At 63.6% G+C, this 12,656-nt stretch carries 15 protein-coding genes; 6 read left to right on the top strand and 9 right to left on the bottom strand.

All coding sequences use genetic code 11. The annotated features are described in order from the left end of the window. Window positions 1-4: 4 nt before the first annotated feature. Genes ACW9H9_RS18320 through ACW9H9_RS18305 form a run of 4 tightly spaced genes read right to left on the bottom strand, consistent with a single transcriptional unit; the run spans window position 5 to window position 3,300 of the window. Complete coding sequence (locus ACW9H9_RS18320; protein ID WP_457344593.1) at window positions 5-304, bottom strand: AzlD family protein; 300 nt, start codon at window positions 302-304, stop codon at window positions 5-7. Beyond that, window positions 297-1,007, bottom strand: a complete 711-nt coding sequence (locus tag ACW9H9_RS18315) for an AzlC family ABC transporter permease (protein ID WP_457344592.1) — start codon at window positions 1,005-1,007, stop codon at window positions 297-299. The genes ACW9H9_RS18320 and ACW9H9_RS18315 overlap by 8 nt, the downstream gene beginning before the upstream one ends. Further along, window positions 1,004-2,104 (bottom strand): pyridoxal phosphate-dependent aminotransferase, encoded by a 1,101-nt coding sequence (locus ACW9H9_RS18310; protein WP_457344591.1) that lies wholly within the window; start codon window positions 2,102-2,104, stop codon window positions 1,004-1,006. Before ACW9H9_RS18310 ends, ACW9H9_RS18315 begins: the two co-directional genes overlap by 4 nt. A 5-nt stretch (window positions 2,105-2,109) precedes the next feature. After that, window positions 2,110-3,300, bottom strand: coding sequence for a KamA family radical SAM protein (locus ACW9H9_RS18305; protein WP_457344590.1), 1,191 nt, complete (start codon window positions 3,298-3,300; stop codon window positions 2,110-2,112). Between the two features lie 136 nt (window positions 3,301-3,436). Here ACW9H9_RS18305 and ACW9H9_RS18300 point away from each other — a divergent pair, with 136 nt between their 5' ends. After that, a complete protein-coding gene (locus tag ACW9H9_RS18300; protein ID WP_457344589.1) occupies window positions 3,437-4,831 on the top strand; it encodes an aminotransferase-like domain-containing protein in 1,395 nt (464 codons plus the stop codon). Between the two features lies 1 nt (window position 4,832). Here ACW9H9_RS18300 and creC read toward each other — a convergent pair whose 3' ends face one another. From creC to rloA2, 3 genes are read right to left on the bottom strand one after another with little or no spacing between them, the layout of a single operon-like run. After that, entirely contained in the window at window positions 4,833-6,260 is a 1,428-nt protein-coding gene (creC, locus tag ACW9H9_RS18295; RefSeq protein WP_457344588.1) for a two-component system sensor histidine kinase CreC, read from the bottom strand. Beyond that, window positions 6,260-6,928: a two-component system response regulator CreB gene (gene creB, locus ACW9H9_RS18290; protein WP_457344587.1), complete on the bottom strand. Its 669-nt coding sequence runs from the start codon at window positions 6,926-6,928 to the stop codon at window positions 6,260-6,262. The genes creC and creB overlap by 1 nt, the downstream gene beginning before the upstream one ends. Before the next feature lie 8 nt (window positions 6,929-6,936). Beyond that, window positions 6,937-7,437 (bottom strand): retropepsin-like aspartic peptidase RloA2, encoded by a 501-nt coding sequence (rloA2, locus tag ACW9H9_RS18285; protein WP_457344586.1) that lies wholly within the window; start codon window positions 7,435-7,437, stop codon window positions 6,937-6,939. A 174-nt stretch (window positions 7,438-7,611) separates the two neighbouring features. On the opposite strand from rloA2, the gene ACW9H9_RS18280 reads away from it, so the two are divergent. Next, complete coding sequence (locus ACW9H9_RS18280) at window positions 7,612-8,505, top strand: acyltransferase (RefSeq protein ID WP_457344585.1); 894 nt, start codon at window positions 7,612-7,614, stop codon at window positions 8,503-8,505. Window positions 8,506-8,510: 5 nt separating this feature from the next. Here ACW9H9_RS18280 and ACW9H9_RS18275 read toward each other — a convergent pair whose 3' ends face one another. Further along, window positions 8,511-8,714, bottom strand: a complete 204-nt coding sequence (locus tag ACW9H9_RS18275; protein WP_457344584.1) for a hypothetical protein — start codon at window positions 8,712-8,714, stop codon at window positions 8,511-8,513. A 133-nt stretch (window positions 8,715-8,847) separates the two neighbouring features. After that, complete coding sequence (locus ACW9H9_RS18270; RefSeq protein WP_457344583.1) at window positions 8,848-9,411, bottom strand: DUF2780 domain-containing protein; 564 nt, start codon at window positions 9,409-9,411, stop codon at window positions 8,848-8,850. 151 nt (window positions 9,412-9,562) lie between these two features. On the opposite strand from ACW9H9_RS18270, the gene ACW9H9_RS18265 reads away from it, so the two are divergent. The 4 genes from ACW9H9_RS18265 to ACW9H9_RS18250 all read left to right on the top strand — a co-directional run bounded on the left by ACW9H9_RS18265 (window position 9,563) and on the right by ACW9H9_RS18250 (window position 12,635). Then, window positions 9,563-10,198: a sigma-70 family RNA polymerase sigma factor gene (locus tag ACW9H9_RS18265; protein ID WP_457344582.1), complete on the top strand. Its 636-nt coding sequence runs from the start codon at window positions 9,563-9,565 to the stop codon at window positions 10,196-10,198. Then, the gene (locus ACW9H9_RS18260) at window positions 10,195-10,872 is read left to right on the top strand and encodes an anti-sigma factor (protein WP_457344581.1); all 678 of its coding nucleotides are present in this window, start codon (window positions 10,195-10,197) and stop codon (window positions 10,870-10,872) included. The genes ACW9H9_RS18265 and ACW9H9_RS18260 overlap by 4 nt, the downstream gene beginning before the upstream one ends. Window positions 10,873-11,013: 141 nt before the next feature. Next, the gene (locus tag ACW9H9_RS18255) at window positions 11,014-11,532 is read left to right on the top strand and encodes a PAAR domain-containing protein (protein WP_457344580.1); all 519 of its coding nucleotides are present in this window, start codon (window positions 11,014-11,016) and stop codon (window positions 11,530-11,532) included. Further along, the gene (locus ACW9H9_RS18250) at window positions 11,529-12,635 is read left to right on the top strand and encodes a DUF2515 family protein (protein WP_457370437.1); all 1,107 of its coding nucleotides are present in this window, start codon (window positions 11,529-11,531) and stop codon (window positions 12,633-12,635) included. The genes ACW9H9_RS18255 and ACW9H9_RS18250 overlap by 4 nt, the downstream gene beginning before the upstream one ends. Window positions 12,636-12,656: the final 21 nt, after the last annotated feature.

Raw genomic sequence — 12,656 nt, 5'->3', positions numbered from 1 at the left:
GTCCTTACATGAGCCAGCGGATCGCCGCGCACGAAACCGTGCCTGCGGCCACCCCCAGTAGTGTGTTTTTAAATTTCCAGACCACCGCCACGGTGATCGCGGCCGCCAGCCAGATCGACACGTCGCCGGTGGCCAGCTTTGGGCTGATCAACGCCGCCAGCAGCGCCGCCGGCAGGTTTTTCAGGAAGCGTTCGGTAAAGCCGTTGAGGCTGGAGCGCTCGGCCGTGACCAACAGCCCGCCGATGCGGGTGAGGTAAGTGACCAGTGCCATGCCGATGATTGCCGCCAATTCCAGTTCACTCATGGCCGGCCTCCAGTTGCCCGCCCTGCGGGAGCGCGGCCACCAGCGCGCTGGCGATAATCGCAGCGATCACCACCGAAGCCTGGCCGATACCCGGCAATTGCGCGGCGTAAAACGCAATGACCCCGGACAGCAGCCAGGTGAAGAAGTCCAGCGAGCGCTGCCACAGCAACACCATCAGCGACAGGAACATCGCGACAAAGGTGAAGTCCAGGCCAAAGTCGGCCGGCCGGGGAATGTGGCTGCCCAACTGCGTGCCCAGCAGCGTGCCGCCCACCCAGCCGAAATAGATCAGCAGCCCGGCCTGCACGAAGTAGCGCAACGACGGCGCAGCCCGCTTGAACCGGTGCTCGGCCAGCGCCCAGGTTTCGTCGATCAACAGCAATGAAAACGCCGGGATCAGTTTGCGTTTGGGCACGTTGCGAAAGGCTGGGCGCAACGACAGGCTCATCAGCAAGTGCCGCAGGTTGACCAACAGCGTGGTCATCACAATCGCCACCAGCGACAACTGCCCCGACTGCCACTGCTCCACCGCCACGAACTGCGAGGCCCCGGCAAACACCATCAGGCTCATGAACGTCGCCGCCAACGCTGACAGCCCGGCCTTGCTGGCCAGCACGCCAAACACCAGGCCAAACACAAAACCGCTGATGACGATGGGCAAGGCGTCCTGCGCGGCATCGCGAAACTGCAATTGAGGCTTCATTCCATCGCCCCCGCGAACAGCTCCAGCACGCGCTCGTCCAACGCCGCTTCGCACACCGTGACCCGGATCAGGTTGGCGAATACCGGGTGCAACGGGCGATGCACCGCGATGCGGTGGTCCAGCAAGTGCTCTTGCAAATGCAGCGCGGCCGCCGAGGACGCCAGCAACAGGCAGACAAAATTGGTGCCCGACGGCAGCACCCGGTAGCCCATGGCGCGTAGCCGCTGGGCGAATGCGTCGCGCACCAGTGCGTTGTTTTCGCGGATGGCATCGGCGTGGCGCCGGTCGGCCAGCACCACTTGCGCGGCCTGCTGCACCAGCCCGCCCACGGCGTAATGAATGCGCACTTTGTTGAGTAACGCGATGCTGGCGGTGTCGGCCAGCGCGTAGCCCAGGCGCAAGCCCGCCAGGGCGTAGGCCTTGGAGAGCGAACGCACGCGGATGCACCCTTCGATCACCCGCTCGCTGTTCATCTGCAGGTCGGGGCAAAAGTCCAGGTAGGCCTCGTCCAGCAGCAAGGTGCAGTCCTGGGGCAGTGACGTGGCCAGCTCCTGCACCGCCTCGTACGACCACCAACTGCCGGTGGGGTTGTCCGGGTTGGCCAGGTAAACCACCTTGGCCCGCGAGCGCACCGCTTCAAGCAACAAGCCTGGGATGTTCACCGCCAGGCTGGTGTCGGTGCGGTGATACGGTGCCTCGATCACCTCGCAGCCCGCCGCCTTGGCAAAGTACGCAAAGGTGGGGTACGTGCCAGCGCTGCACACCACCCGATCGCCCGGCGCGCACAAGGCGCGGATGCACAGGGCCAGGACCGCATCGGCGCCGCTGTCCAGGCACAGGTGCGCCGGGTTGAAACCCTGCGCCTGGGCCAACGCCTGGCGCAAGGCAAAGCCTTGCGGGTCGCCATACAGGCGCGCGTGGTCGCAAAAGTCATCGCCGTAGCGCTCGCGCAGGGCCGACAGCGGTGCATCCAGGCATTCGTTGCCGCCCAGGCGCAGGTCCACCTGCCGGCCGGTGCGCTGCTCGAAAGCGACCATGCCGGGAAACGGGTTGGGGTTGTCCAGGTCCACCAGGTGGCTGGCAAAACGATTGGCCATGGGCGCTATTCCGGGAAGGTGCAGGGCTCGCCCTGCCAGTTGGTGTAGTGCAGGTATTCGCCGTCGCCGCGCTGCTCAAGCGTCGGCTGGCCGATGACCAGGTCCAGGGGCACGGTGTACTTGCCGGTCTTGTGGGGCAGCACGTATTCGGGCACGGCGATGTTGGAGAGGTGGCGCTTCATGCGGCTCACCAGCGCGACCGCGTCGCTGATCTGGGTGCGAAACGACTGCGAGCCCGGCGAGAACGGCATGAAGTGGTACAGGTAATGGGGCTGGATACCGTGGCGGTACAGGGTCAGGCACAGCTCGGCCAGGGTGTCGTAGCTGTCGTTGATACCGTGCAGCAACGGGATGTTGGCAAACAGGATCGGGCACACCGAGCGCAGGCGCTTGGCGGCTTGCAGGAAGTCGGGGGTCACCTCGCACGGGTGGGCGATGTGCAGGCCCACGGCGGTGACATTGTGACGCCCCAGGATCTCCACCAGCTCGGGGGTGATGCGGTACGGGTTAAAGGTGAGCGCACGGGTGTGCAGGCGGATGATCAGGTCGGGGCGGATGGCGCGCAGGTCGCCCAGGTAGCCGTCCAGGTGCTTGTCCGAATGCATCAACGGCTCGCCGCCGCTCAGGATCACCTCGTCCAACTGCGGGTTCTGGCGGATGTACGCCAGCGTGTCGAGCCAGTCCTGCTTGCGCATGGAGCTTTTGGCCGTGTGTTTTTCCAGGGTGCGCAGGGCTTCGTAGCAAAACTGGCAGTAGGCGTGGCACACATTGGCCAGGCGCAGGATCACGCGGTTGTCGTATTTGTGCTGGCAGATCGGGGTGACCATTTCATTGGGCAACTCCCAGTTTTCCGACTCGCCGTCGTAGCCCAGCACCTGGGTGGCGGGGCTGCTGTTCCAGTCGGGAATCATCTGGCGCCAGAACGGGTCGTCGGCCAGCGGGCGCATGTGCTCATCGACCTTGATCAGGCCCAGGGTGTAGGGGGTGACGGTGAGTTTGCGGTTCTCCAGGTGTTGGCTGATGCGTTGCAGCCAGCCATCCTGCTCCAGGCCCGGGAAGTAGCTGAGCAACTCGTCTACCTTGGTGACGGCGTTGCGTTGTTGCCATTTCCAGTCCCCCCAGTTGTCCAGGTCTGTCAGAGCCAATTGCCGGGCGTTGCGGGGTGCCGTGACCGACGGCGACACTACCTGCGTCATTGTTATTGCTCCTGAATTAAGCGGACAGAGGCGTCAGGCTTACTCCAGAAATCCCGGTAACCCAAAAACAGTGCTGGCCCTGCTGTGATAACTGTTAGAAAATTTGCTCTAACACATCATGGCAGGCGTTACAGGGATGGAACTCATACTAGACCGCTCAACGAAAACGCCCGTTATCGAGCAACTGGTAGAGGCCATCAAGGCCGCCATCGGCCGTGGCGAGATCAAGCCCGGCCAACGCCTGCCGTCCATTCGCAAACTCTGCGCCACCCACGACGTGAGCTACCACACGGTCGTCAGCGCGTACGAACGCCTGGAAATCAACGGGTTCATCAGCGCCAGCCAAGGCCGTGGCTTTTTTGTGGAAGCCCATGCCGCCAAGGTGGTGACACCCGCACCGCTGGCGCCACTGGAAGCGGTAGACCGTGGCAACCTGAGCGCCTTCTGGCGCATCTTCAACGGCGACGCCTACAGCATGAAGCTGGGGTGTGGCTGGCTGCCGCCCACCTGGCGCGATACCCAGGCCCTGGCCCGCATCATCCGGCGCACGGCCAACTTCGCCCACAGCACGCTGGTCGAATACGGTGACCCGCTCGGCCATCTGCCGTTGCGCCAGGGCCTGGCCCGGCACCTGCACCACAAGCTGGCCTTGACCGTCAGCCCCGACCAGGTGCTCACCACGCTGGGCGCCACCCAGGCGCTGGACCTGGTGATCCGCAAACTCATCGAGCCCGGCGACTGCGTGCTGGTGGACGACCCGTGCAACAGCAACCTGGTGCAACTGCTGGCCCTGCGCGGCGCGACCATCGTCGGCATCCCGCGCCTGCCGGACGGGCCGGACATCAACGCGCTGGAGCACATTCTGGCCAGCCGCCCGGTGAAGGCGTTCTTTATCAACTCACAGTTCCACAACCCCACCGGTTCCTCGCTGAGCCCGCAGAACGCGTTCCAGATCCTGCAACTGTCGTATCAACACGACCTGCTGCTGGTGGAAGACGACGTTTACGGCGACCTTGCCGGCGAGCACGGCACGCGCCTGGCGACCCTGGACGGGTTGCGCAAGGTCATCTACATCAGCAGCTTTTCCAAGACCCTCTCTGCCAGCCTGCGCGTGGGCTACCTGGTGGCGCCCGCCCATCTCATCGCCGCGCTGGCCGACCTGAAGCTGCTCACCAGCGTTGCCGTGCCCAGCTTCTGCGAGCGCTTCTTGAGCGCCATCTTGCAAGACGGCATCTACGAGCGGCACCTGAGCCTGGTGCAACGCAAATTGCAGACCCACCAGGCCATTGCCCAGGCGAGCTTTCAGCGCTGGGGCTGGGAGATCTTTCACCTGCCCGACGGCGGTTTGTTCTTGTGGGTGCGCCACCCCGGGTTGAGCCAGATCGACGAGTTCCTGGAGCGCGCCTACAAACACGGCATCCTGCTGGCGCCCGGCCAATTGTTCAGCGCCGACGGGCGCAAGAGCACCTGGCTGCGCATCAATGTGGCGCACCTGGACACGGCCAAGGCCCAGTGGCTGTTCCAGCTCTGACTCACGTCGCGGCGGGCAACCACAGCAGCACGCACACGCCGCCCTCCACGTTGCCGATCTGCAAACGCCCGCCGTGCAACTGCATCACTTCCTCGACAAAATTGAGCCCCAGGCCCGTGCTTTTGCGCCCACTCACCGGGCGCGGCAGCGAATAGAAGCGTTCGCTCAGGCGCGGCAGGGCGTAGTCGGGAATCGGCTCGGCGGCATTGAACAGACTCAACTCGACCTGCTTGCCCTGGCGCCGCGCCGCAAACCGCAACGTGCCGCCGGGCGGGGTGAAGTCCAGGGCGTTTTCCAGCAAGTTGCCCAAGGCCTGGCGCAACAGGAACGGCTCGCCAAACAGCTGCACATCCGCCGCAATCTGTTGCTGCACCTGCAAGCCACCCGCCTCCAGACGTGCGTATTGCGCCTCGAGCACTTCGTCCACCAGGGCCGCCAGGGGCACGGCGGTCTGTTCTTCCAGGCCTTGGCGCTGTTCCACTTGCGCCAGGTTCAGCAGGCGTTCGATCAGTTGTTGCAGGCGTGCGCTTTCACTGTCGATGTTGCTCACGAAGCGCTGTTGCTGGGCCGGTGACATCTGCCCTTGCAGCAATTCCGCCGCGCCGCGAATCGCCGCCAGCGGGCTTTTCAACTCATGGGTCAGTGTGTGCACATAGCGCTCGACGTAGGCTTTGCCCTCCAACTGCGTGCGCATGTGCTCGACGGCGGTGGACAACTGCCCCAACTCGCCGCCCCGGTAACGCGGCAGTTCGGCGCGGCGCCCCTCGCTCACCGCCTGGGCATACGCGGTGAGCCGGTGCAGCGCCACGCTCAGCCACCACGACAACAGCGCACCGAACAGCAGGCCCAGCACGACCAGCCCCGCGCCGTAGGCCAGCAGGCGGCTTTCGGTGCGGTCCACATAGGGTTGCAGCGAACTGTTGGGCTTGGCCACGGTGACCACGCCAATCACCTGGCCGTTATCGCGGATCGGCGCCCCCACGTGCATCACCGACGAATTGGGGTCATCGAGCTCGCTGCGGGTGGAGCGCGCGCCGTACTCGCCGCGCAGGGTCAGGTACACGTCGTTCCATTGCGAATAGTCCTCGCCCACCGCCTCGCCGGTGGAGTCGAGCAGCACGATGCCCTTGGCATCGGTCACGTAAATGCGGTGGTTGACCTGGTTTTTCGGCAAGCCCCAAATGTTCGCGCCCGGCTGGCGTTCGCCGTAGGCCTTGAGCAGCTGCGGCCAGTGGCTCTGCCCGAGGGTGCCGTGCTTGACATCGTCGCGCAGGATTTCGGCCAGAAGGTTGGCGGTGTCCACCAGGGTTTCCTCGGTGGACTGGCGCACGCCGGGGCGGATTTCCTTCATCACGGTGTTGAGCACAAAGTAGCCGGTCAGGCCGATGAACAGCGCGTACACCAGAAAAAACCGCAGCCCCAGGCGCATCAGCTGTTGCCCGGGCTGTAGCTGTAGCCCAGACCGCGATGGGTCTGGATGGGCTCGGCCTGCGCCGCCACCGCACGCAATTTGCTGCGCAGGCTCTTGATGTGGCTGTCGATGTTGCGCTCGTAGCCCGCATCCGCCGGCACGCCCACCGCGTCCAGCAGTTGCTCGCGGCTGAACACCCGCTCGGGCTGTTCGAGCAGGCAGTGGAGCAGGCGAAACTCATGGCGGGTGAGGTTCAGCGCCTGGCCCCGGTAGCTGATCTGCACCCGTTCGAGGTCCACCTGGAACAGCTCCGGCGCAGGCCCTGGGCCCATGCGCTTGAGGATCGCCTTGACCCGCGCCGCCACCTCGCGTGGGCTGAAGGGCTTGACCACGTAGTCGTCGGCGCCGATCTCCAGGCCCACCACGCGGTCAATTTCGCCGTCACGGGCGCTGAGAAACATCACCGGCACCTCGCTGAAACGGCGCAATTGCTTGCAGGTTTCAAACCCGGTGATGTCTGGCAGGCCAATGTCGAGGATGATCAAGTCCGCCGGGGTTTGCCGCTGGTGCGCCAGCGCCGCCTGGCCCAGGCTCAGCCAGGTGGTGGTGAAGCCTTCGCCTTGCAGGGCGAACACCAGGGTGTCGGCAATGGCGGCTTCGTCTTCGACAATCAGGATATGGGCCATGGCGCGGCTCAGCAGTCCGGCTTGTCGGCGGTGTAGCGCCGCGCCGGGTTCACCGCCGCGCCGAACTCGCGCAGGGCCTTGGCGCCGATCAGCAGCGGGTAATTGAAGCTGCTGCGGTCGGTGAGGTTGACCTCCACCGTGCGCTTGACGTCGCCCAGGCACATCTCCAGGTCGATCACCGGGCGCTTGGCCACGGCGGGTTCGTCCTTGTCATCGTCCTCGTCGGCGCGGCTCTTGATCTTGCTGATGCGCGACACCTTGTGCTCGTAGACCTTGTTGCCGGCGTCCTTGCCGCCGAGGCGAAAGCGCACCCAGTCGTCGCCGTCGCGGGTAAACGTCTCGATGTCCCGGGCCGACAGCGAGGCGGTCAGCGCGCCCGTGTCCATCTTGGCCTTGAAGGTTTCGCCGATTTCCGGGAGTTGGATGTATTCGTAGCGGCCATACAGCGTCGGCTCGGCGGCCATGACGGGCAAGGCCACGAGGGTGAGCAGGGCAAGGATGGATTTCACGTAGGTGGTTTCCTTGAAAGGGGTAGGTGACTTTGTAGACCGCACAACCGCTGCTGAGTTGAGCGCCAAGCATACCGGGGCTTGCGTGAAACATTCATCCTCACATCTGCGATTTGGCCTCTAGACAGAAGCTGCTTATCATGTCGCGCCCCCATGACCCCACAAGAGTTGCCTATGCGCCGCCTGCTCACCGGCAGTTTCGTCACACTGCTGCTATTGCTCAACACCCTGATCCTGATCGGCCCGCTGATGGTGTTTGCCCTGCTCAAGCTGGTCGCCCCCGGCCGCTCCCGTGACTACGCCTCCTGGGCCGTGATGTGGATCGCCGAAACCTGGGCCGAAATCGACAAGCTGATCTTCGCCCGCTGCATCCCCACCCAATGGGACATCCGTGGCGACAACGGCCTGCGCAGCGACACGTCTTACCTGGTGATCAGCAACCACCAGTCGTGGGTCGACATCCCGGCGCTGATCCAGACCCTCAACCGCCGCACGCCGTTCTTCAAGTTTTTCCTTAAAAAGGAACTGATCTGGGTGCCGCTGCTGGGCCTGGCGTGGTGGGCGCTGGACTACCCGTTCATGAAGCGCTACAGCAAGGCGTTCCTGTCCAGGCACCCGGAGCTGGCAGGCCAGGACCTGAAAATCACCCAGCAGGCCTGCGAGCTGTTCAAGTGCCAGCCGGTGACGGTGGTCAATTACCTGGAAGGCACGCGATTCAGCGAGAGCAAGCGCAAGCAGCAGGTGTCACCGTTCGATCACTTGCTCAAGCCCAAGGCCGGTGGGGTGGCCTTTGTGCTGGCCGCCATGGGCGAACAGCTGGACGCGATCCTTGACGTGACCGTGGTGTACCCGCAGGACAAGATCCCAGGCTTTTGGGACTTGATCAGCGGCGCCGTGCCCAAGGTGATCGTGGACATCCAGACCCGCGAGCTGGACCCGGCGTTGTGGCAGGGCGATTACGAGAATGATCCGGCGTTTCGCCAGACCGTCCAGAGCTGGGTCAACCAGCTCTGGCGGGAGAAGGACGAGCGAATTCGCCAGTTGAAGCGCGAAACCGCCACGTCTTGACGCAATTACAGGCCGCGGTCTTTCAGGCCATGGCCCAGGGGCTGGACGAACTTGCGGGTCATGGTGTCTTGTCGACTCACCGCGTCCGCCAGGGCATTGAGCCGTTCTTCTTCGCTAAACGTGGCGACGGCGCCGATCAAGCTTGCCTGCGGACGCAGAGCGAGTTCGCAGTGAGCAGGGTTGAAACTCGCAGCATTTGCAATATTCATAAGGTCGTTCCTACATCAGGGGTTAATGAACCCGCCTTGGCTTGTCGCGTTATCCCAAGGCGGTCTCCCTGTGTGGCGAACGGTCCCACAGCGTTCCCTCACGAATGCTACACAACATTACTCAAATAAAAGATCAAACGCCCCAGATGCTGCCCAGCTTGCCCAGCACCGACGTGCTGGCACCCTGGCCGCCCAGGTATTGCAGGATCACCGGGGCGAACTTGCCGATCATGCTGTCATCCATGCCCAGGGCGCTGAACGCGGTGTTCAGGTCGCCGGTGTCTTTCACGTTACCCAGCACGCCGTCCAGGCCGGATGTCTTGCTGCCGCCGGTCTGGCCGAGCATGCCGCTCAACGCGCCGAGGCTGCCCAGGGCGTTGCTGCCCGACAGCTTGTCCAGGCCTGGCACGCTTTTGGTCAGTTGGGAGTAATCCCCGCCACCCAACTGGTTCTTGGCCAGGCCCAGCATGGCGCCCGTACCGCCCACGGCCTGCTCGGGGGTCACGTTCAATTGCGAGGTCAACGCGCTCAGCAGGCCGGCGGTCTGCGAGGTCGGGGCGGCGGCGGCGGCCTTGTCGCCACCTTGGGCGCCGGAAACGGCGTTGGCCACGTCACCCAGGCTGAAACCTGCCGCGAACACCGGGCTGGCCGCGACGGTCAGCAGGCAGGACAGGGCAAAACCGCGTGAAATCTTCATCGTGCAACCTCGATAGGTAAGAACTGAAAGCAGCCGTTTGACGGGCATCGTGTACGAATGTTCCCGGGCGCAGATTAGTTCAGAAAAATCCCTGCATCCAAATCCACCCGCGCTGCGTATATCCGCTAACAGCAGCACGGCGGTGGATGGAATGAATGCACGAGCTGAACTACCCTTTGCCGGCAACCGCTTCCGTGCGTCGCCCCGCCGCGTGCCCCCCAGCGCCAGGAGAAGCCCCATCAGCGCCGTCGACACCGATCAACTCCGCCACTGGCTGGCCCGCTGCGCGCTGGGCGATCGCCAGGCGTTTGAAGCGCTCTACCGCGCGGTGTCCCCGCGCCTGCATGGCGTTGCGTTGCGCTTCATGAGCCGCCAGGACCTGGCCGAAGACGTGCTGCAAGAAAGCTTTGTGCGGATCTGGTACAACGCCGCGCGCTACGAGCCGCACCTGTCGGCACCGATGACCTGGATGACCAACATCACGCGCAACCTGGCCATCGACCAGCTGCGCAAACACCGCGAACAACCGCTGGAAGACGGCCAGCAAGATGCACTGGTCGACGAAAGCCCCGGGGCGCACGAACAACTCGACCGCGCGCGCGAAGCCGGTGCCCTCAACCGCTGCCTGGAAAGCCTGGAAGGCATGCAGCGCCGCTCGATTACCCTGGCCTACTTCCAGGGCCTGAGTGGCTCGGAACTGGCCAGGCACCTGGCCGCGCCGCTGGGCTCGGTCAAGTCCTGGGTCCGCCGGGGCCTGGAGCGCTTGCGCAGGTGCCTTGAATCATGAACTACCAGACAACCGCCCTGCGCCGCGCCCTGGCGGCCGACTATGCGATTGGCCTGATGCCCGCCACCGCGCGCCGACGCTTTGAACAGCTGCTGCTGAACGACGCCCACCTGCGGCGTGAGCTGGGCCACTGGCAAGACGCGCTCGCCAGCCTCACCGGGGCCCTGCCCGAACGGCCGGTGCCCGAGCATGTGTGGCAGGGCATTCAGGCGCGTATCGCGCCGCAGGTGCTGCACGTCCCGACCAAACGGCGATGGTGGCGCAACGCCAAACTGCTGGCGGCCGCCTGCGGGCTGGTCATCGCCCTGCTGGTGGGCGTGCTGTACCAGCGCGATAGCGGCCTGCAATACAACGCCACGCTGGTCAGCGCAGCGCATCAACCGGCGCTGCACATCAAGGCGTTTGCCGACTACCTGCAAATCGAACCGCTGGCCCTCGCGGCGATAGCGCCCACGCGGGACCTGGAACTGTGGGCGATCCCGCCCGACGGCAAGCCGGTGTCCCTCGGGGTGCTGCCGGCCTCCGCTCAAGGCCGGATGGACCTGAGCCCACAGCAGCAAGCACTGCTGCGCACCCCGTTGACACTGGCCATCAGCCTGGAGCCACACGGCGGCTCGACCACCGGGCAACCGACGGGGCCGGTGCTGTATCAGGGTGCGCTGGCGGGGCGGTAATCGCTGCCCTTTCCTACAGATAAATACCGCCGCACATAAGGAACGTTCCTGTTTTTTGCTGCCCGGCCCTGGAGGCTTGATCCTCCCCATAGCGCTATTTAGGGTCCGCGACTCAGCCAAAAAACATTCAAAGGAACGCCCATGTCCGGCAAACCCGCCGCCCGCGCTACAGACCTTGCCACCTGCCCCTTACCGGGCCATGGCACCCACCCGATCACCAGCGGTTCGCCCGATGTCATCTTCGACGGGCTCCCCGCCGCCCGCCTCGGTGACACCTGCACCTGCGGCCAAGCCCTCAGTGGCGGGTTTTCCTCGACCGTCTTCATCAATGGCCGCAACGCCATGACACGAGATGGCACGACCGATCACGGCGGTGTCATCCTCGGCGGGTCCGCCAGCATCCTGATCGGCGACACGCACACCCCGGCGCCGTTCACCCCGCCGCTGCCGATCCTGGGCCAGCCCCTGGTGGAATTCAAAGCCGTCCGCATGGGCAACGGCGAGCCCATCGCCAGGCAAGCCTACGAAATCGAAACCGCCGAAGGCCGCCGGGTCAACGGCCAGACCAGCCCCCAAGGCATGACCCAAAGCGTCGTCACCCAGCAACCTGGCCTCGCCGTCGTGCGCTGGCCTGTCGGAACTCAAGGAAGCACCCCATGACCGCACACTGCCTGGCGCCCCACGACCTGGACATGAAAAAACTCTGGGACAGCACCCGCGAACTGTCAGACTGCAAACGCGAAACCCTCACCGACGGCCCCAACCCGACCACCCGCATCGAAGTTCCGCTGCTGACCTGCAACTGCCTGTGGCGCCGCTTCCAGCAAGAAGCCCAAGACTGGATCGCCCCCGGCGGCGTTCTGATCGCCGACCCACAGGCGCGCAACCGCAAGATCAACGCCGCGTATGCGCAGCTGTGGCTGGCGGATGAGCGGTTTCAATGGGCGGGGTTGGCGGCGTTTGCGTCGAAGCAGGTGGGGTGTGGGTTGTTGCATGCCGCCACGCTACAAGAGCGAATCGAGGCGGAAAAAAGGGCTTATAAAACGCTCAGACACAATGCGCCTCAGGATCTGTATGAACGCATCGTGATGAACAAATCACGCCCAAAGTCCGAGTACTGGAAAGAGTGGAATGAGCTCAAGCAACAGAATCCGGTGCCCATGGCGAGTGATCCATTACTGAGCGGCGTGATAACAATGCTGCAAGAGGAATTGCAGTATGTTCAGGAGATGTTGGCGCTTGGAAATACAGCGATTTTTCTGGATGTGTATCCGTTGCATCGGTTTTTTATGGTGCGAGGGTATGAAGAACTGGAGCAGTGTCTGCCCAGCCGAAGAGATCTAAAAAGTGAAGTGCTTTGGCCCATTGCAGACAAGGTAGAGTTTGGAATTGCCCATTTTGAAATTTCTCAAACGTTTTCACTCATCGCCCACGGAAAAATCAGTGAAAGTGTTTTCCAGATGGCTCGACACGAACAATTAAATATTCTCCAGCCAGCCATGTACGACGTCTCTCATTTCGCCCGTTTAATGCGAGGCACACAAGCAGGTGATGTACTGTCAGTGGTCACAGGTATGTATTCAGGTCTCTCGGAAGAAATACAGCTCACACTGACAAGCCAGTGCAAAGCATCCGACAGCAGAAAGATAGCTTTTAGTGGGAATGCAAGTGCAGATTTGGCAAACAAAGGCGAGCGCATGGAATTTGTAACCCGAGCTGCAATTCAGTTGGGACTGTCAGATTTTTTGTGTGCGGGCCGGTAACGGCCTGCCGTCAGGCAGGCC

The sequence above is a fragment of the Pseudomonas sp. SDO5215_S409 genome, assembly GCF_054071325.1.
Note: the sequence above shows the minus strand (reverse complement) of the source record. Positions and strands in the feature narration are given on the sequence as shown.

What these genes read in the sequence shown, in the direction of transcription:
- ACW9H9_RS18265 (WP_457344582.1), top strand. Translation starts at nt 9,563, where the DNA reads ATGAATGCACGAGCTGAACTACCCTTTGCCGGCAACCGCTTCCGTGCG.
- ACW9H9_RS18300 (WP_457344589.1), top strand. Translation starts at nt 3,437, where the DNA reads ATGGAACTCATACTAGACCGCTCAACGAAAACGCCCGTTATCGAGCAA.
- ACW9H9_RS18260 (WP_457344581.1), top strand. Translation starts at nt 10,195, where the DNA reads ATGAACTACCAGACAACCGCCCTGCGCCGCGCCCTGGCGGCCGACTAT.
- ACW9H9_RS18315 (WP_457344592.1), bottom strand. Translation starts at nt 1,007, where the DNA reads ATGAAGCCTCAATTGCAGTTTCGCGATGCCGCGCAGGACGCCTTGCCC.
- ACW9H9_RS18310 (WP_457344591.1), bottom strand. Translation starts at nt 2,104, where the DNA reads ATGGCCAATCGTTTTGCCAGCCACCTGGTGGACCTGGACAACCCCAAC.
- ACW9H9_RS18270 (WP_457344583.1), bottom strand. Translation starts at nt 9,411, where the DNA reads ATGAAGATTTCACGCGGTTTTGCCCTGTCCTGCCTGCTGACCGTCGCG.
- ACW9H9_RS18255 (WP_457344580.1), top strand. Translation starts at nt 11,014, where the DNA reads ATGTCCGGCAAACCCGCCGCCCGCGCTACAGACCTTGCCACCTGCCCC.
- ACW9H9_RS18320 (WP_457344593.1), bottom strand. Translation starts at nt 304, where the DNA reads ATGAGTGAACTGGAATTGGCGGCAATCATCGGCATGGCACTGGTCACT.
- ACW9H9_RS18305 (WP_457344590.1), bottom strand. Translation starts at nt 3,300, where the DNA reads ATGACGCAGGTAGTGTCGCCGTCGGTCACGGCACCCCGCAACGCCCGG.
- ACW9H9_RS18250 (WP_457370437.1), top strand. Translation starts at nt 11,529, where the DNA reads ATGACCGCACACTGCCTGGCGCCCCACGACCTGGACATGAAAAAACTC.
- creB (WP_457344587.1), bottom strand. Translation starts at nt 6,928, where the DNA reads ATGGCCCATATCCTGATTGTCGAAGACGAAGCCGCCATTGCCGACACC.
- creC (WP_457344588.1), bottom strand. Translation starts at nt 6,260, where the DNA reads ATGCGCCTGGGGCTGCGGTTTTTTCTGGTGTACGCGCTGTTCATCGGC.
- ACW9H9_RS18275 (WP_457344584.1), bottom strand. Translation starts at nt 8,714, where the DNA reads ATGAATATTGCAAATGCTGCGAGTTTCAACCCTGCTCACTGCGAACTC.
- ACW9H9_RS18280 (WP_457344585.1), top strand. Translation starts at nt 7,612, where the DNA reads ATGCGCCGCCTGCTCACCGGCAGTTTCGTCACACTGCTGCTATTGCTC.